15 protein-coding genes are annotated in these 17298 nt (G+C 60.4%); 13 read left to right on the top strand and 2 right to left on the bottom strand.

Annotation, left to right across the window (positions count from 1 at the left end; translation table 11 throughout):
* The first annotated feature begins 109 nt into the window (after window positions 1–109).
* The gene (locus PMI34_RS07665; RefSeq protein ID WP_008052217.1) at window positions 110–706 is read left to right on the top strand and encodes a cupin domain-containing protein; all 597 of its coding nucleotides are present in this window, start codon (window positions 110–112) and stop codon (window positions 704–706) included.
* Here the strand turns inward: PMI34_RS07665 and PMI34_RS07670 are convergent.
* Window positions 703–1635 (bottom strand): helix-turn-helix domain-containing protein, encoded by a 933-nt coding sequence (locus tag PMI34_RS07670; protein ID WP_008052215.1) that lies wholly within the window; start codon window positions 1633–1635, stop codon window positions 703–705. The two genes, PMI34_RS07665 and PMI34_RS07670, sit on opposite strands and share 4 nt — an antisense overlap.
* Before the next feature lie 162 nt (window positions 1636–1797).
* Here PMI34_RS07670 and PMI34_RS07675 point away from each other — a divergent pair, with 162 nt between their 5' ends.
* From PMI34_RS07675 to PMI34_RS07730, 12 genes are all read left to right on the top strand, one after another.
* A complete protein-coding gene (locus tag PMI34_RS07675; protein ID WP_008052214.1) occupies window positions 1798–3156 on the top strand; it encodes a glutamine synthetase family protein in 1359 nt (452 codons plus the stop codon).
* Window positions 3157–3327: 171 nt separating this feature from the next.
* Complete coding sequence (locus PMI34_RS07680) at window positions 3328–4416, top strand: polyamine ABC transporter substrate-binding protein (protein ID WP_008052213.1); 1089 nt, start codon at window positions 3328–3330, stop codon at window positions 4414–4416.
* Window positions 4413–5714, top strand: a complete 1302-nt coding sequence (locus PMI34_RS07685; RefSeq protein WP_008052212.1) for an NAD(P)/FAD-dependent oxidoreductase — start codon at window positions 4413–4415, stop codon at window positions 5712–5714. The genes PMI34_RS07680 and PMI34_RS07685 overlap by 4 nt, the downstream gene beginning before the upstream one ends.
* Before the next feature lie 255 nt (window positions 5715–5969).
* Window positions 5970–6566: a paraquat-inducible protein A gene (locus PMI34_RS07690; protein ID WP_008052211.1), complete on the top strand. Its 597-nt coding sequence runs from the start codon at window positions 5970–5972 to the stop codon at window positions 6564–6566.
* Entirely contained in the window at window positions 6563–7219 is a 657-nt protein-coding gene (locus PMI34_RS07695; protein WP_008052209.1) for a paraquat-inducible protein A, read from the top strand. The genes PMI34_RS07690 and PMI34_RS07695 overlap by 4 nt, the downstream gene beginning before the upstream one ends.
* On the top strand, window positions 7200–8876 hold the full coding sequence (locus tag PMI34_RS07700) for a PqiB family protein (RefSeq protein ID WP_008052207.1): 1677 nt from the start codon (window positions 7200–7202) through the stop codon (window positions 8874–8876). Before PMI34_RS07695 ends, PMI34_RS07700 begins: the two co-directional genes overlap by 20 nt.
* 17 nt (window positions 8877–8893) lie before the next feature.
* Window positions 8894–9451, top strand: coding sequence for a PqiC family protein (locus PMI34_RS07705; protein ID WP_008052206.1), 558 nt, complete (start codon window positions 8894–8896; stop codon window positions 9449–9451).
* A 288-nt stretch (window positions 9452–9739) separates the two neighbouring features.
* Entirely contained in the window at window positions 9740–10390 is a 651-nt protein-coding gene (locus tag PMI34_RS07710; protein ID WP_008052205.1) for a histidine phosphatase family protein, read from the top strand.
* 182 nt (window positions 10391–10572) lie between these two features.
* Window positions 10573–12294 (top strand): lipid IV(A) 4-amino-4-deoxy-L-arabinosyltransferase, encoded by a 1722-nt coding sequence (gene arnT / locus PMI34_RS07715; protein WP_008052204.1) that lies wholly within the window; start codon window positions 10573–10575, stop codon window positions 12292–12294.
* Between the two features lie 270 nt (window positions 12295–12564).
* Entirely contained in the window at window positions 12565–13578 is a 1014-nt protein-coding gene (locus tag PMI34_RS07720; protein WP_008052203.1) for an iron ABC transporter substrate-binding protein, read from the top strand.
* Window positions 13579–13582: 4 nt separating this feature from the next.
* Entirely contained in the window at window positions 13583–15181 is a 1599-nt protein-coding gene (locus PMI34_RS07725; RefSeq protein ID WP_008052202.1) for an ABC transporter permease, read from the top strand.
* Window positions 15178–16248 (top strand): ABC transporter ATP-binding protein, encoded by a 1071-nt coding sequence (locus PMI34_RS07730; protein WP_008052201.1) that lies wholly within the window; start codon window positions 15178–15180, stop codon window positions 16246–16248. Before PMI34_RS07725 ends, PMI34_RS07730 begins: the two co-directional genes overlap by 4 nt.
* Window positions 16249–16252: 4 nt before the next feature.
* Here PMI34_RS07730 and PMI34_RS07735 read toward each other — a convergent pair whose 3' ends face one another.
* Window positions 16253–17191 (bottom strand): site-specific integrase, encoded by a 939-nt coding sequence (locus tag PMI34_RS07735; RefSeq protein ID WP_008052200.1) that lies wholly within the window; start codon window positions 17189–17191, stop codon window positions 16253–16255.
* Window positions 17192–17298 lie beyond the last annotated feature (107 nt).

The following is a 17298-nucleotide window of genomic DNA, read 5'->3' as shown; positions in this document are numbered from 1 at the left end:
ATGCGGTGGATCAGTCGCCATTTATGTTGAATGAATAACCGCATTCGCGAACAAGCCCGCTCCCACAGGGATTGTGGTCTTTGGCTCAGCCCCCGGTTCGGAACTTTCCATGAGCAACAACAGCAAGACCCCGCCCGCCCCTGGCAACGCCGAACCGCATTTTCTCGGCACGCGCATTCGCGGCCTGCGCAAGCGCCGGGGCATGACCCTGGCGGAACTGGCGCAACAGAGCGAACTCACCGCCGGCTACATCAGCCAGCTGGAACGCAACCTTGCTTACCCGTCGATTCCGGCGCTGTTCAACATTGCCCGCAGCCTCGGCGTCACCATCCAGTGGTTCTTCGCCAGTGAAGCGGTCACCGCGCCCGAAGACGATGGCGTCGTGGTGCGCAAGAACAGCCGCCTGAACGTGCATTACGAAGACGGCATCGTCGACCAGTTGCTGACCCCGCAAGCCAACCGCCAACTGGAAATGCTCCACTCGCGCTTCCCGCCCGGCACCTACAGCCAGCAAAGCTACAGCCACGACGGTGAAGAAGCCGGCTACTTGCTCTCGGGGAGTTTCGAATTGTGGGTCGGCGATCGCCATTTCCAGCTCAATGAAGGCGACAGCTTCAGCTTTTCCAGCCAGGAACCGCACCGCTATGGCAACCCTGGCGATGTCGATGCGGTGGTGATCTGGGTGATTACGCCACCGACGTTCTAACGTCGGCTGCGACCGCTTGCCTGAGTGGTACTCGCCCGCTTGAGGGTGTCACTCGGCAGCTCGTTGAACAATGCGCGGTAGCTGCTGGAAAACCGCCCCAGATGCCAGAACGACCAATGCATCGCCACCTCGGCCACGGTGGTTTGCGTGGGCGTGCGACCGAGCAATTCGCGGCGGGCGCTGTTGAGTCGGCGCAGGCGCAGCCATTGGGTCGGCGACATGCCGGTGTAGGTCTTGAACGCATGCTGCAACTGGCGCAGTGAAACCCCGGCAACCTGGGACAACTCCAGCAGGTTGAGGTGTTCTTCCGGGGTGTCCGCCGCCCATTCCCCTACCCGCTTCATGATCGACCGCTCGCCGGCCCGACGCTGCAAGGACCCCTGGTCGAGGCCGACACAGGCGTTGTCGAGGATGAACAGACAGTCTTCCAGCAATTGCTGGGTCAGCGCTTCGCGGCTCGGCGGATCGAAGGTCTGCGACAACCGCGTCAAGGTCCCGCTGAGCCAACGGCAGAACAGCGCGTTCTGCTGAGAGTTGAGCGGTGCCATGAACAGCCCTTCGAGCCGGGCGATGTCCAGACTATGACGTTGTACAAACTCCGGCCCGAACACCACGGCGATTTCCTGGTAGTTCTCCGGGGTGATCCAGATGTTGCGGCTCTCGCCATTCAACACGTACAGCGCGTTGTCACCGCGATCGAAACAGAACGACAACGAGCCCTGGGGCGCGCTGAAATTCTGCTCGACCCGGGTGTTCATCGACTCTTCGTATATCTCCACGCCCTGCAGATCCAGGTAGCGCACCAGGCCTGCGAAATGCCCCGGCGACATCTGCTGGTATTGCTGCACCCAGCCCGGCGTGGCGCGGATTTGCTCGGCGACATCGGCGGTGTTGAAGGCTTGGACCTGGAGGGCGTTGGAACCTGTCATGGGGCGACCTTACGCACTCTTTTGGTGCGCTTCGTACTGCTTAAAGTGGATAGATGGAACCGCAAGGCTCGCACAAGATAGTCGTCAACGCGCTACAGGGGAAGTGTCCGGCGGATGAAACCGGTCTCTCCTGGCGCTAATAAAACCAATAACGAGGTCTTTATGAATGTCCCTTTCGATCAGCTGTTCACTTGGCTGAAAGATCACAAGATTACCGAAGTCGAGTGCGTCGTCAGCGACCTGACCGGCATTGCACGCGGCAAAATTGCACCGACAAACAAGTTCCTGCATGAGCGAGGCATGCGCCTGCCGGAAAGTGTCCTTCTGCAAACGGTAACCGGGGACTTTGTCGACGACGACATCTACTACGACCTGCTCGACCCGGCCGATATCGACATGATCTGCAAGCCGGACGCAGACGCTGTCTACGTGGTGCCATGGGCCATCGAGCCGACCGCCATCGTGATCCACGACACCTTCGACAAGTTCGGCAACCCGATCGAACTGTCGCCGCGCAACGTACTTAAGAAAGTCCTGCAGCTGTACACCGACAAAGGCTGGCGGCCGATCGTCGCGCCGGAAATGGAGTTCTACCTGACCCAGCGCTGCGAAGACCCGGACTTGCCGCTCAAGGCACCGATGGGCCGTTCGGGCCGCGCCGAAAGTGGTCGTCAGTCGTTCTCCATCGACGCGGCCAACGAATTCGATCCGCTGTTCGAAGACGTTTATGACTGGTGCGAACTGCAAGGCCTGGACCTCGATACGCTGATCCACGAAGACGGCCCGGCGCAGATGGAAATCAACTTCCGTCATGGCAACGCCCTGGACCTGGCGGACCAGATCACCGTGTTCAAGCGCACCATGCGTGAAGCGGCGCTCAAGCACAACGTGGCGGCCACCTTCATGGCCAAGCCGGTCGGCGACGAGCCTGGCAGTGCCATGCACATTCACCAGAGCGTGGTGGACATCGCCACCGGCCAGCCGATCTTTGCCGATGCCGATGGCAACATGAGCGAGCTGTTCCTGCATCACATTGGCGGCCTGCAAAGGTACATCCCGAAAGTGCTGCCGATGTTCGCGCCTAACGTCAATTCGTTCCGCCGCTTCCTGCCGGACACCTCGGCACCGGTGAACGTCGAATGGGGCGAAGAAAACCGCACCGTCGGCCTGCGCGTGCCGACTTCCAGCCCCGATGCAATGCGCGTGGAAAACCGCTTGCCGGGTGCCGACGCCAACCCGTACCTGGCCATCGCCGCCAGCCTGCTGTGTGGTTACCTGGGCATGGTCGAGCGCATCGAGCCGAGCGCTGCGGTACAGGGCCGCGCCTATGAGCGTCGCAACCTGCGCCTGCCGATCACCATCGAGGACGCCCTGACCCAGATGGAAGAGTGCGACACCATCAGCCGTTACCTGGGCAGCAAGTTCGTGCGGGGCTATGTCGCGGTCAAACGCGCCGAGCACGAGAACTTCAAACGGGTGATCAGTTCGTGGGAGCGTGAGTTCCTGATGCTCAGCGTCTGACTTCCACGCTCTCACCAGGGATCACAACTCCCTGTGGGAGCGGGCTTGCCCGCGATGAGGCCAGCACTTTCAACATCTTGGTTGACTGGAAGGCCGCCATCGCGGGCAAGCCCGCTCCCACAGGTTGAGGTGAACACCCAAAGAATCCAATAATTCCAAGAAGGTATCGATATGCGTCTATTGAAATCCGTGGTTCCAGCCGCACTGGCGGTTCTGTTCAGCGCCGTTGCCCAGGCCCAACCCCAGGTGAGTGTCTACAACTGGACCGACTACATCGGCGAAACCACCCTCGCCGACTTCCAGGCCAAGACCGGGATCAAGGTGATCTACGACGTATTCGATTCCAACGAAACCCTGGAAGGCAAATTGCTTGCCGGTCGCACCGGGTATGACGTGGTGGTGCCGTCCAACCACTTCCTCGCCCGCCAGGTAAAGGCCGGCGCGTTCCTCAAGCTCGATCGCGAGCAGCTGCCGAACTTCAAGAACCTCGACCCGAAACTGCTGGCTTTGCTTGAGAAAAACGATCCGGGCAACTCGCACTCGGTGCCGTACCTGTGGGGCACCAACGGCATCGGCTATAACGTCGACAAGGTCAAGGCTGTGCTGGGCATCGACAAGATCGACTCCTGGGCCGTGCTGTTCGAGCCGGAAAACATCAAGAAGCTCAGCGCCTGCGGCGTGTCGATGATGGACTCGGCGGACGAAGTGTTCCCGGCGATGCTCAACTACATGGGCATGGACCCGCGCAGCGAAAACCCCGAGGACTTCAAGAAGGCCGAAGCCAAGCTGCTGCAGATCCGCCCCTACATCACCTACTTCCACTCCTCCAAGTACGTCTCGGACCTGGCCAACGGCGACATCTGCGTGGCGTTCGGTTACTCGGGCGACGTGTTCCAGGCCGCCAACCGCGCCAAGGAAGCCAACAACGGCGTGAACATCGCCTACGCCATTCCCAAGGAAGGTGCCAACCTGTGGTTCGACCTGCTGGCCATCCCCGCCGACGCCAGCAATCCGAAAGAAGCCCACGCCTTCATCAACTACCTGCTGGACCCGCAAGTGATTGCCAAGGTCAGCGCTTCGGTCGGCTACGCCAACCCGAATCCGGCCGCCAAGCAGTACATGGACCCTGAGCTGGTCAGCAACCCCGAGGTCTATCCGCCCCAGGAAGTCCTCGACAAACTCTACATCTCCACCACGCCGCCGCAGTCGATCATGCGCCTGATGACCCGCTCGTGGAGCAAAGTGAAGTCCAACAAATGAATCAGTACACAGAGGAACACACCCACTCCTATTACGCGGCGTCCGCCAAGGGCATGAGGCAGCGTCCCGCGCTGGCCTCGGACCTGACGGCCGATGTCTGCGTGGTCGGCGCGGGTTTCACCGGCATCAACACAGCCATCGAACTGGCCCAGCGCGGGCTCTCGGTGGTCCTGCTGGAGGCCCGGCGGATTGGCTGGGGCGCCAGCGGGCGCAACGGTGGCCAGTTGATTCGTGGTATCGGCCATGACGTCAGCGGTTTCGCCAGGCACATCGGCGCCGATGGTGTGCAATACCTGGAACACGCCGGGACCGAGTCGGTGCAAGTCGTGGCCAATCGCATCCGCGAGCACGGTATCGATTGCGACCTGAGCTGGGGCTTCTGTGAACTGGCCAATACCCCGGCCCAGTTCAAGGCGTTCAAGGCCGAGCAGGCGGAACTGATCGAGTCCGGTTATGCCTTTGAAACCCGACTGGTGGCGCCGGAGCAGATTCGTGAACAGGTGGTGAACTCCGGCGTGTATGCCGGCGGCCTGGTGGACATGGGCTCGGGGCATTTGCATCCGCTGAACCTGGTCCTTGGCGAAGCGCAAGTTGCCGAGTCCCTTGGGGTGCAAATTTTCGAGCAGAGCCCGGTGCTGGAGTTGATCCATGGCAGCACGGTGCAGGTCCGTTGCGCGGGTGGAACGGTGCGCGCCGACACGTTGGTGCTGGCCTGCAACGCGCACCTCGAAGAACTGGAACCGAAGCTCAGCGGCAAGGTGCTCCCGGCGGGCAGCTACATCATCGCCACCGAGCCATTGTCGCAAGATGCCGCGGCAAAACTGATCCCGCACAACGTCGCGCTGTGCGACCAGAAGGTCGGTCTGGATTACTACCGGCTCTCGGCTGACCGGCGCTTGCTGTTCGGCGGTGCCTGCCATTACTCCGGGCGTGACCCAGCGGACATCGCGGCCTACATGCGTCCGCAGATGCTCAAGGTGTTCCCGCAACTGGCCGATGTGCGCATCGACTATCAGTGGGGCGGCAAGATCGGCATCTCGGCCAACCGCTTCCCCCAGGTCGGGCGCCTGAGCCAGCACCCGAACGTGTTCTACGCCCAGGGCTACTCCGGCCATGGACTGAACGTGACCCACTGGTGCGCGATGTTGTTGGGCGAAGCGATCCATGCGGGTCACAGCAAAGGCTTCGACGTGTTCAGCGCCGTGCCCCACATGACCTTCCCCGGCGGCCGTGCCTTGCGCTCGCCACTGCTGGCACTTGGCATGTTCTGGTATCGGATGCGGGAAATGCTCTGCTGACACAATTCTGCCAGGCGCCCCCTGCCTACTGTGGGAGCGGCGGTGCGGCGATCCGACTTGCTCGCGAAAGCGGTCGGACATTCAACATTTATGTCGACTGACCCACCGCTTTCGCGAGCAAGCCCGCTCCCACATGGTTCTGCGTATTCGCTCTTCTACCCATCCCCTTGTTTCGACTTTCGATTTGCTCAATTGCAAGGCACTTCTATATTGAGGGGGTGCTCTGAACTTCCTGCCTTCTGTTGAGCCTGGCCCATGGCATCTACCGATCAACTGATCATCTGCGAGCACTGCGACAGCGTGTACCAAAAAGTGACGCTCGCCAAACATCAGAAAACCCTGTGTACGCGCTGCGGCGGCGTGCTGCAGCGCTATAACGGCCTGACAGTGGAACAGCGTCTTGCGTTGACCTTCACCGCGTTGATGCTGTGGATCTTCGCCAATTTCTATCCAGTGATGAGCATCAGCCTCAAAGGCTCGAAGCACAGCGCCACCCTCTGGGACTCGGTGCTGGCCCTGAGCCTGGGACCTATCACGTTCATCGCCATGGTGGCGGCGATCGCCATGATCATCGCGCCGATCTTCCAGTTGTTGCTGTTGATCTGGGTACTGGGCTTTGCACTCTCCGGGCAACGCTCACCCGGCTTCAAGCTCTGCATGCGCTGGCTGGAAACCCTGAGGCCCTGGAGCATGCTCGAAGTCTGCCTGCTGGGCGCCATGGTCGCCGTGATCAAACTCGCCGGGCTGCTTGATGTGCTGCCCGGTATCGGGTTGTTTGCCCTGGCCGTGTTGAGCCTGATGATGATCCGCATCGCCGGGCGCGACATCCGCGAACTATGGGACATTGTATGAGCACGCCTCCGTACGCCGACGAGCTCAACCTGTGCCTGTGCCACAGCTGCGGGCTGGCCTGCGACATGACTGGCGACCCTCACGAATGCGAGCGTTGCGGTGCGCCTTTGCATCGACGCAAAACCAACTCGATGGCCCGCACCTGGGCCTACATGATTGCGGCCCTGGTGTTTTACATCCCCGCCAATTTGCTGCCGGTAATGAACACCGAAATGGTCGGCCATGGCGCCGACAGCACGATCATGAGCGGCGTGCTGGAGTTCTGGCAGGCCGGAGCCTGGGACATCGCCCTGATCATTTTCATTGCCAGTATCGCAGTGCCGGGCATCAAGTTCGTTGCCATCACGCTGCTGCTTGTGACCGTGCACCGCGACAGCGAGTGGGCACGTAAAGAGCGGTCGACGCTGTACCGCTTCGTCGAGGTCATCGGCTACTGGTCGATGCTCGATGTGATCGTGGTCGCACTGGTCGCCTCGCTGGTGAAATTCCAGGCCCTGGCCGACATCGAGCCGCGCCCGGGCATTCTGTTCTTTGGTCTGGTGGTGGTGTTCACCATGCTTTCGGCAATGAGTTTCGATCCGCGCATGATCTGGGATAAAGAACGGGAAAACCCAAACAATGAGGAGGTCACGGATGAAGTCACAAGCCACTGACGGGCCGCAAGCCCCCGGGCCGGCGCCGATCAAGACCCGCCGTTTCAGCGTTTCGCTGGTCTGGATCGTGCCGATCGTCGCGGTGCTGGTGGGTATTTCGCTGGTGGTTCACAGCATTCTGCAGCAAGGTCCGACCATTGTTGTCACGTTCAAGACCGGGAGCGGCCTGACCGCGAATAAAACCGAGGTCAAGTACCGTAATGTGGTGATTGGCCAAGTCTCGGATGTGGAACTGAGCAACGACCAGAAGAGTGTGAACGCCACCATCAAGCTGGCCAAGCAGGCCGAAAGCTTTACCCGCGAGGACTCGCAGTTCTGGGTAGTGCGGCCGCGCATTGGAGCGGGCGGTGTGTCCGGTATCGATACGCTGCTGTCGGGCGATTACATCGGTGCCGATATCGGCCAGGCCAACGGCCGGGCAAAACACTTCACGGGGCTGGAGAACCCGCCACCCATCACCTACGGCGAGCCGGGCAAGCGTTTCACCTTGTTCACCCAGGATCTGGGGTCGCTGGATATCGGCTCCCCGGTCTATTACCGCAAGATCCCGGTGGGCCAAGTGGTGGCCTACGCGCTGGACCCGGATGGCAAAGGCGTGAACATAGAGCTGTTCATCCATGCCCCCAATGACAAGTACGTCACAGAAAACACCCGTTTCTGGAACGCCAGCGGCATTGACGTGAACGTCGGCGCCAACGGTTTTGCGGTCAAGACCGAATCCTTGTCGTCCTTGCTGGTGGGCGGCATTGCCTTCCGCGCGCCCGACTACAGCCCCAACGATAAGCCTGCTGCCGCAGAGTACGCCTACGAACTGTTCGAAGACCAACAAACCGCCCTCGCCCCGCCAAACGGCAAGCCGCAATACCTGGCCATGCGCTTCGACCAGGCACTGCGTGGGCTCAAGGTCGATGCCCCGGTGGAATTTCTCGGTGTGGAAATCGGCAAGGTGGTGGCGGTCAATCTGGATTACGACGAGAAAAAACGTTCCTTTCCGATCAACGTCGGAATCGTGATTTACCCGCAACGCCTGGGCCAGGCCCACATCAAAATGCTCAAGGCACTCAATCATGACCCCAATGACGAGGCCGGGGGCGTGCGCCTGATCGGCACCTTTATCGAAAACGGCCTGCGAGCCCAGGCCCGCACCGGCAACTTCCTGACCGGCCAGTTGTACATTTCCCTGGACTTCTACCCCAAGGCCGACAAAGTCGCCTTCGATGCAAACGCACGCCCGGTCATGATTCCAACCATTCCCGGCAGCCTCGAGCAATTGCAGGAAAAACTCGAATCCATGGTCGACAAGATCAACAAACTGCCGATCGAGCGCATCGCCGGCAATCTCGATGGCAATCTCGTCGAACTGCGCAAAGGCATGATGCAATTCAACGGCAAGATCCTGCCTGGCGTGCAAACCACCCTGTCGGATGTCAGCAAGACCCTGGAAACCGCCAATTCGACCCTACAGTCCGCCAGTTCGACCTTGGCCGACGATTCGCCGCAACGGGAAAAACTGGGGCAAACCCTGGATGAACTGGGACGCACGTCGAGATCCTTGCGTGATCTTTCGGATTACCTGGGACGGCATCCGGAATCGCTGCTTCGCGGCCGTCCGAACAATGCCGCGCCCATGGATCTGCAAGGGCCGCCGCGCAATTGAACACAGGAGCAATACCCATGGCTTTACCGCTGAAGTTCACCCTGGTCACCGCGATGTTGCTGCTCGCCGCCTGCCGCAGTGACCCGATTCAATTCCACACCCTGACCCCGGCCCAGGAAGGCAATCACTCAAGGACCACCGTCGGGGTGATCGAGATCGAGATGCTCAGCGTGCCGCCCCAGGTCGATCGCGCGCAGATCGTCATTCGCGAGGGCAACAGTGGCCTGGTGATCCTGGAAACCCAATGGTGGGGCGCTACCCTCGTGGACGAATTGCGCAGTGCGCTGGTTGATCAACTGAGTAACAGTCCTGTACAAGGCCGACATTCGGTGCGGATCGATGTGCAGCGTTTTGACTCGGTCCCCGGCCAGTACGCCTTGATGGACGTGGAATGGCGCCTGCGCAGTGCCAGCACCGGCGACACGGCCCGGGTGATTTGCCGCAGTACCTTGCAAACGCCCTCCGGCGCGACCATCGATGACCTGGTGCTTGCCCAGCAAAACAACGTCAAACGCCTGGCCGCGCTGATCAGCCAGACGGCCGTCAAACCACAGGCGAGTTGCCCCGCACCCTGAACGCCTTCCCCCCCCCCGGATCAACGGCGACAAGTTCGCCGTTGATCCGTCCCTTCTGTGTTCCGCTGTAATTCTGCGCAACAGAAAAAGATAACAATTCCCAGTAACCGGCTAATGACTAGCGGTACCCTCCCCTGCAATTTTTTCACATTCCTTTCACTGCCCTGACACTTGCAGAGTTGTAACTTTCGCTGCAGTTAATTCACCGAACTTGGTCCAGGTGGATTTTTTTATGCTGTTTCGGACTTTATCAACAGCACTTTCCTGGCGCTCCGATGGTGGAAAAACTTGGTCAACCCCGTCTTGCGTAAACCGTCTTCGCGCCTGTCCAGATCGGTCGCGGCCATTGGCGCACTGACCGTCGGCTTGCTGGCCACCGGTTTTGTCCTGTGGCCCAAATCCCCGACCAACCTGGCCCAGGAGAGCGCGCAAGCCCGGGCCCGATTGCTGCAACACTGGAGTGCCGGCGAGATCGCGGTGCTGGTTCGTCATACCGAACGTTGCGACCGTTCCAGCAACCCATGCCTGGGCCCGGCTGACGGCATTACCCGTGTCGGCAGTGAAGCGGCGGCCGTTGTCGGGCAAGGTCTCGCACACCTGGGTCTGTCACAGACCGACATCCTGACCAGCCCCGTTACACGCACCGTGCAGACCGCGCATTACATGTTCAGCAGCGACCCACGGACTCAGGAATGGCTGGCGACCTGCGGCACGACTCTGCGTAACGATGTCGTGGCGCACAAGGTGGCCCATCGCAACCTGGTGCTGGTGACCCATAGCGGTTGCATCGCTGACTTTGAAAAACAGACCGGCCTCAAGCATTCGGCGAAGGACGCCGAGTATGGCAGCGCGTTGTTTGTCCACATCGATGGCAATGGTCAATTGCAAGTACTCGGCATTGTGAATGCCGAAGACTGGAACACTCTTTTACAAAAATGAAACTTCCGCCATTGCGGATCGACAACTTTGGCAACAAGTTAATTCAAAGTTGGCTGAATGACACCTGAACAAACAGCGAGAAGTATGAAAAGAACTTCTCACTGTCCAATATCATTCCGGTTTTCCCTCCAGCAAGTTACCCATCACTCTTTAACCAGCCGTCCCGGCGCCAAGGTCGAGTCATGACGTCAAATCAGCCGTTGCCCAAATTTGCCGGCCATTCTTCCCCCCTGTACTCCCCAACGGCGCCGGCCAGCGAGCGCTGGATGCTATTGGCCTTGTTCCTGGCGTTCATCGCGTTCTACTTGTTGCCGCTGATGAGTCACGGCCTGTGGATTCCCGATGAAACCCGTTATGCCCAGATCAGCCAGGAAATGCTGCAGGGTGGAAACTGGATCTCGCCGCACTTGCTGGGCCTTCGTTATTTCGAAAAACCCATTGCCGGGTACTGGATGATCGCCATCGGTCAGGCGGTGTTTGGCGACAATCTGTTCGGGGTGCGTATCGCGTCTGCACTGTCTACCGGGGTGAGTGTGTGGCTGACCTACCTGATTGCCCGCCGGTTCTGGAACGATCCGCGCAAAAGCTTCGCCTGCGCACTGTTGTACATGAGCTTCGGGTTAGTTGCCGGTCAGGCCGGGTATGCCAACCTCGACCCGCAGTTCACCCTGTGGGTCAACCTGAGCCTGGCCTGCCTGTGGTCCGCCATTGACAGCCGCACCACCCGTGCCCGGCTGGGCGCCTGGGCAGTCCTGGGCATTGCCTGCGGCATGGGCTTCATGACCAAGGGCCTTCTGGCCTGGCTGCTGCCGGCGGTGATCGCCCTGCCCTACATGGTCTGGCAGCGCCGCATCGGCGAGTTGTTGCGATACGGGCCACTGGCAGTTGTAGTAGCGGTGGCCCTCTGCCTGCCCTGGGCGCAGGCCATCCATCATCAGGAACCGGATTTCTGGAATTTCTTCTTCTGGAACGAACACGTACGCCGCTTCGCCGCCGACAACGCGCAACACGCCCGTCCGTGGTGGTTCTACCTGCCGATGCTGGTGGTTTGCGCCCTGCCCTGGGCTGTGTTGTTGCCGACGACATTCATCCAGGCCTGGAACAACAAACGCCAGCCTGTCGGCGGTTTTCTCCTGCTCTGGTTGTTGCTGCCATTGGCGATTTTCAGCACGAGCAGCGGCAAGTTGCCAACCTACATCATGCCTTGCCTGTTGCCCCTGGCGCTACTGATGGGTCACGCGCTGACCGGCCTTTTGGAACAATCCAGATCACGGACAATTCGTTTCAACGGATGGCTCAACGTCATCATCGCCACAACGGCCTTGGTTGCGTTGCTTTACCTGCAATCGAGCAAAGAGATTTTCGAGAATACCGAGATGTTCAGCCTGTCCCTGGCGTTCATCGTGCTGCTGGGCTGGATCATCGCCAACGCCCTGCAAATCCTGCGGCCATTGACGTTATGGGCGATGCCGGCCCTCGGCATCTGGCTGCTGGTGGCGCTGCTTCCCGCCGCCATGCCGGGCCTGATCGTCGACAGCAAGATGCCCGACCGGTTTATCTCCGAACACCTGGACAGCCTGAACCAGGCCACCACGCTGCTGAGTAACGACCTGGGAGCGGCCTCGGCCTTGTCGTGGCTGACCAGGCGACCGGACGTTGCGCTGTACAACGTGGTCGGTGAAATGAAATACGGCCTCCAGGATCCCGCGGCGGCCTCGCGCAAGGTGACCCTGCAAGACGTCGGGCAATGGATGAACGAGGCGCGCAAGAAGGGCTCGGTCGGGGTGGTGATGCGGGTCAACAGCGTCGCCGAGGTTCAGGAAGTCGAGGCGCTGCCCACCGACGGCAAGCATTATCGCCGCGGCGATATGCAGGTCCTGATCTTCCCGCCAATCCTGCCCTGACGCAGAAGACACCAAAAAGGGCCGGGAGGCATCCCCAACTGCGTCAGTTCCTGATCGACATCATCATTTTATGGACGAGTCGAACCACAGTGGGCACAGTGCTGCTAATCTGAATGAAAATTACATGTATTAACGGTTTTTTTGACGTTATTTTCTCATTTGGATCTCTACATTTCCCGCACTTCAAAAACATGCAAATGATTCGCATTGGTTAACTGGCGTTTGAATGCGCATGACTTTCAAAAAAATGCACCAGGAGCAGCTCGCAGAATGATTCCAAAAATCCCTTCGTTCTTGAAAAAAGCCCTGCTGGCCACCGCTTTGCTGAGCGCCGGCCAGATCTATGCCGCTGACTCCGTCGGCATCGTGGTGTACAACGCGCAACACGAAGGCCTGAGCAAGGCCTGGGTCGAGGGTTTTACCCAGGAGACCGGTATACCCGTCACCTTGCGCAACGGCGATGATACCGAGATGGGCAATCAGATCGTGCAGGAAGGCGCGGCTTCTCCGGCGGACGTGTTCCTGACCGAAAACTCCCCGGCCATGGTCCTGGTCGACAACGCCGGGCTGTTTGCGCCTGTCGACAAGGCCACGCTGGAGCAGGTTGACTCCGCCTACCGTCCAGCCCACGGCAAGTGGGTCGGGATTGCCGCGCGCTCCACGGTGTTCGTCTACAACCCGGGCAAACTGCCGGAAGCCGACCTGCCGAAATCGATCATGGACCTGGCTTCGCCGAGCTGGAAGGGTCGCTGGGGTGCATCGCCGGGTGGTGCGGACTTCCAGGCCATCGTCGCGGCCATCCTCGAACAAAAGGGTGAGGCCGCCACGCTGGAGTGGCTCAAGGCGATGAAAACCAACTACGCCAACTACCGTGGCAACAGTTCGGTACTCAAGGCGGTGAACGCCGGGCAGATCGACAGCGGCGTGATCTACCACTATTACAGCCTGGTAGATCAATCCAAGACGGGCGAAAACAGCAAGAACACCGCCCTGCACTATTTCAAGCACAAAGACCCGGGCGCTTTTGTTAGCATCTCCGGCGGCGGCGTCCTCGCTTCCAGCAAACACCAGGAACAAGCCCAAGCGTTTCTCAAATACATTACCGGCAAGGATGGCCAGGCTGTCCTGAAGAACGGCAAGTCGTTTGAATACGCCGTGGGCAAAGGCGCTGCATCCAACCCTAAACTGGTGCCTCTGAATCAACTCGATGCGCCGACTGTCGATGCTTCGAAACTCGACAGTAAAAAAGCCGTGGAGCTGATGACACAGGCCGGACTGCTCTAAATTGATGCCAGAAACCCTGCCTGCGGGGGTCGCTGAGGCGGCACCCGCACATTTGCGTCGACGATCCCGCGGAGTCTTTGCGGGACGTGGCGGTGTATGGGTGATCGGTTTGTCGGTGCTGGTTTCATTACTGGCGCTGCTACCGATCGCCTACGTTATCGGCGTGTCCCTGCAGACAGGCTGGTCAACCGTTGTGACCCTGGTGTTCCGCCCTCGGGTCGGTGAACTGCTGGTCAACACCGTGTTGCTGGTGCTGCTGACGATTCCCTTGTGCGTCGCGCTGGGGGTGACGCTGGCGTGGCTCACGGAACGCACGAATCTGCCGGGGCGGCGCTGGTGGTCGTTGCTGGCCACCGCGCCACTGGCGGTGCCTGCGTTTGTTCACAGCTACGCCTGGGTCAGCCTGGTGCCACCGATTCACGGCTTGTTCGCCGGTGTCCTGGTCTCGGTCATCGCCTACTTCCCGTTCCTGTATTTGCCGGTAGCGGCCACCTTGCGCCGGCTCGATCCAGCCATCGAAGACGTCGCCGAATCCATGGGGCTCAAGCCCTGGAAAGTGTTTTTCCGCGTGGTGTTGCCGCAATTGCGCCTGGCGATCTGCGGCGGCGCCTTGCTGGTCGGCCTGCACCTGCTGGCCGAATATGGCCTGTACGCCATGATCCGCTTCGACACCTTTACCACCGCAATCTTCGATCAGTTCAAATCGACCTTCAACGGTGCGGCCGCGCACATGCTGGCCAGTGTGCTGGCGCTGTGTTGCCTGGCGATGTTGACGGCCGAATCCGCTGCCCGGGGTTCCGCGCGTTACGCTCGCGTCGGCTCCGGAAGTGCCCGGGAGCAACGGGTCGTGTGCCTGAAACCGGCCTCCACCCTGCTCTCGCTGACGCTGCAAATCGCGACCTGCGCCCTGGCCCTGGGCGTGCCCTTGATCACCTTGGGCAAGTGGCTCATCGCCGGCGGTGTGGAAGTCTGGGACATGGCCGAATTGTTGCCCGCCCTGGAGCAAACCCTGCTGCTCGGCATCGCGGGCGCGGCGCTGACCACCTGCGCGGCAATCCCGATTGCCTGGCTGTCAATCCGCTACCCCGGTCGAATGCAACGGGTGCTGGAAAGCTGCAACTACATCACCAGCTCCTTGCCGGGCATTATCGTGGCGCTGGCCCTGGTAACCGTCACGATCCATTTTGCCCGGCCGATCTACCAGACCACCTTCACTGTGCTGCTGGCATATCTGTTGATGTTCTTGCCCCGTGCGCTGGTGAGCCTGCGCGCAGGCATTGCCCAGGCCCCGGTGGAACTGGAAAACATCGCTCGCAGCCTTGGCCGTTCGCCGGCCCGGGCACTGTGGCTGATCACCTTGCGCCTGGCCGCACCGGGGGCAGCCGCCGGCGCGGCGTTGGTGTTCCTGGCGATCACCAACGAATTGACCGCCACCCTGTTGCTGGCCCCGAACGGCACGCGCACCCTGGCGACCGGATTCTGGGCCTTGACCAGTGAAATCGATTACGCAGCCGCTGCGCCCTACGCCTTATTGATGGTTGTGCTGTCGCTTCCGTTGACCGGACTTCTTTATCACCAATCGAAAAAAACGGCTGGCCGATGAACACTCTTGAATTGAATGCCCTCTACAAGTCCTATGGCGCCCATTGCGCCCTGGACAACGTCAGCCTGTCGGTGCCCAGCGGCAGTCGCACGGTCATCGTCGGTCCTTCCGGCTCGGGCAAGACCACATTGCTGCGGATGATTGCCGGCTTCGAGTTCCCCGACTCCGGACGCCTGTCGCTCAATGGCCAGACCCTGGTCGACGGCACCCACGAAGTGCCGGCCCATCAACGCCTGATCGGCTACGTGCCACAGGACGGCGCACTGTTCCCGCACATGACCGTGGCCTCGAACATCGGCTTCGGTTTGTCCACCAAGGGCACTGAAAAACAGCAGCGCGTCGCCGAGCTGATGGACAGCGTGGCGCTGGACGCGAAGATGGCCGGGCGCTGGCCCCACGAGTTGTCCGGTGGCCAGCAACAGCGCGTGGCCCTGGCCCGAGCCCTGGCGCAACAGCCAAGGCTGATGCTGCTGGACGAGCCGTTCTCGGCGCTCGATACCGGATTGCGCGCCGCCATGCGCAAGATGGTTGCGCGGCTGCTGGAGGACGCGGGTGTCACCACCATCCTGGTCACCCATGACCAGAGTGAAGCCCTGTCGTTCGCCGACCAGTTGGCGGTGATGCGTCATGGCCGACTGGTACAGTCCGGGCATCCGCTGGATCTTTACCGCTATCCCGAAGACGAACAGACCGCACTATTCCTGGGGGATGCCGTGGTGATGCCTGCACGCATCGAGGCCGGTTGGGCCCATTGCGACCTGGGGCGGATCCCGGTCAACAACCACCGCAACAACAGCTCGGCGCAAATCATGCTGCGCCCCGAACAGCTGCAACTGGCCAGCATCCTCCCCAGCGACCCGGAAGCCGGTGGTTGCCGGGCCGTGGTCACCGATCGGGATTTCAGCGGCAACACCTGCACGCTGACGGTGGAACTCCAGCCAATGACCCGCAACGAGCAATCGGGCCGATCATTGCTGGTGCGCAGTTCAGGCATGTATGCACCACCGGCCGGCAGCGCGGTTCAAGTCTCGACCATTGGCCACGCCCATGTACTGAGCGAGATTTAATCGCTTACAGATCGAATCGATCCACCGCTCGACGCCGCTCGTTGTCGTCGCGCACATCGTAGTTGGCCGTGGTCTGGATGTTGCTGTGGTGCGCCAGCTTCTGTGCAATCGACAAGTCATGCTCTTCGATCACCCGGGTGATGAATGAACGCCGGAAGTCGTGGGGCATGATTTTCACCCCGACCTGCGCACCCCGTTGCCGGGCGATGTAGTAGATCGCATGCTTGGTGACGCGCTCACGGGTAATGTGGCTGCCACGACGGATGCGGTTGAACAGGAACGGGTCGTCCGGCTCGCCGTCCTTGAGCAGCGAACGGCGCAGCTCAAGCCAGGCTTCAAGCTTGGCAAAGGCCCAGGCCGGGGCGTACTTGATCAACTGTTTGTTGCCCTTGGCCGTCACCCGCAGGCTGCGCTCGGTGAAATCGACCTGATTCAACTCCAGGTTCACCGATTCGGATTTGCGCATTCCCGAACCGTACAAAATCCCGATGATCGCAGCATCCCGCAGGCCTTGCGGCCGTGGATCGGCGGCGCAGACCGCCATCAGCTCCTGGATCAGCGTGCGCCTGAGATTACGCCCCTGGGACAGCCGCGTACCGGCCATGCCCTTCACCGAACGCATCTTCAACAGGTGATCCTGAGAGATCAGGCTCATGCGCCACGCTTCGTTCATCACCCCGCGCACCGCGTTGACATACAGCGAGGAGGTGTTCGGCGCATAGCCGTCCGAACGCAAGGTGGCCACCAGCGCAATCACGTCCTCGGGTTGCAGGTTGTGCCAAGGGATTTCCTCGATATCGTGGTCATCGAAGCCCAGGCGGTCGGCGGCATCCTGCAGCACATAACGCATGGTCAGTTGGCTGGACGGCGCCAGCCGCGCCAGATACAGAGTCAGCGGATTGGTGAGGGGTGAGCGAGAATCAGTAACAGGTAAGTCAATCAAACGAAACGGCCTTGAATGTAAACAGTTCAATGAAACAACTAAGAAGTGAAATAACGATGATGTAAAAGACATTACCGCTGTAGGATATTTTCCTAAGAACCGCCATA

The sequence above is a fragment of the Pseudomonas sp. GM74 genome (genome assembly GCF_000282455.1).
In the GTDB taxonomy this organism is placed as follows: domain Bacteria; phylum Pseudomonadota; class Gammaproteobacteria; order Pseudomonadales; family Pseudomonadaceae; genus Aquipseudomonas.
The sequence above is the reverse complement of the archived record's forward strand: the minus strand, read 5'-3'. Positions and strand labels throughout refer to the sequence as shown.

What these genes read in the sequence shown, in the direction of transcription:
- PMI34_RS07665 (WP_008052217.1), top strand. Translation starts at nt 110, where the DNA reads ATGAGCAACAACAGCAAGACCCCGCCCGCCCCTGGCAACGCCGAACCG.
- PMI34_RS07670 (WP_008052215.1), bottom strand. Translation starts at nt 1,635, where the DNA reads ATGACAGGTTCCAACGCCCTCCAGGTCCAAGCCTTCAACACCGCCGAT.
- PMI34_RS07675 (WP_008052214.1), top strand. Translation starts at nt 1,798, where the DNA reads ATGAATGTCCCTTTCGATCAGCTGTTCACTTGGCTGAAAGATCACAAG.
- PMI34_RS07680 (WP_008052213.1), top strand. Translation starts at nt 3,328, where the DNA reads ATGCGTCTATTGAAATCCGTGGTTCCAGCCGCACTGGCGGTTCTGTTC.
- PMI34_RS07685 (WP_008052212.1), top strand. Translation starts at nt 4,413, where the DNA reads ATGAATCAGTACACAGAGGAACACACCCACTCCTATTACGCGGCGTCC.
- PMI34_RS07690 (WP_008052211.1), top strand. Translation starts at nt 5,970, where the DNA reads ATGGCATCTACCGATCAACTGATCATCTGCGAGCACTGCGACAGCGTG.
- PMI34_RS07695 (WP_008052209.1), top strand. Translation starts at nt 6,563, where the DNA reads ATGAGCACGCCTCCGTACGCCGACGAGCTCAACCTGTGCCTGTGCCAC.
- PMI34_RS07700 (WP_008052207.1), top strand. Translation starts at nt 7,200, where the DNA reads ATGAAGTCACAAGCCACTGACGGGCCGCAAGCCCCCGGGCCGGCGCCG.
- PMI34_RS07705 (WP_008052206.1), top strand. Translation starts at nt 8,894, where the DNA reads ATGGCTTTACCGCTGAAGTTCACCCTGGTCACCGCGATGTTGCTGCTC.
- arnT (WP_008052204.1), top strand. Translation starts at nt 10,573, where the DNA reads ATGACGTCAAATCAGCCGTTGCCCAAATTTGCCGGCCATTCTTCCCCC.
- PMI34_RS07720 (WP_008052203.1), top strand. Translation starts at nt 12,565, where the DNA reads ATGATTCCAAAAATCCCTTCGTTCTTGAAAAAAGCCCTGCTGGCCACC.
- PMI34_RS07725 (WP_008052202.1), top strand. Translation starts at nt 13,583, where the DNA reads ATGCCAGAAACCCTGCCTGCGGGGGTCGCTGAGGCGGCACCCGCACAT.
- PMI34_RS07730 (WP_008052201.1), top strand. Translation starts at nt 15,178, where the DNA reads ATGAACACTCTTGAATTGAATGCCCTCTACAAGTCCTATGGCGCCCAT.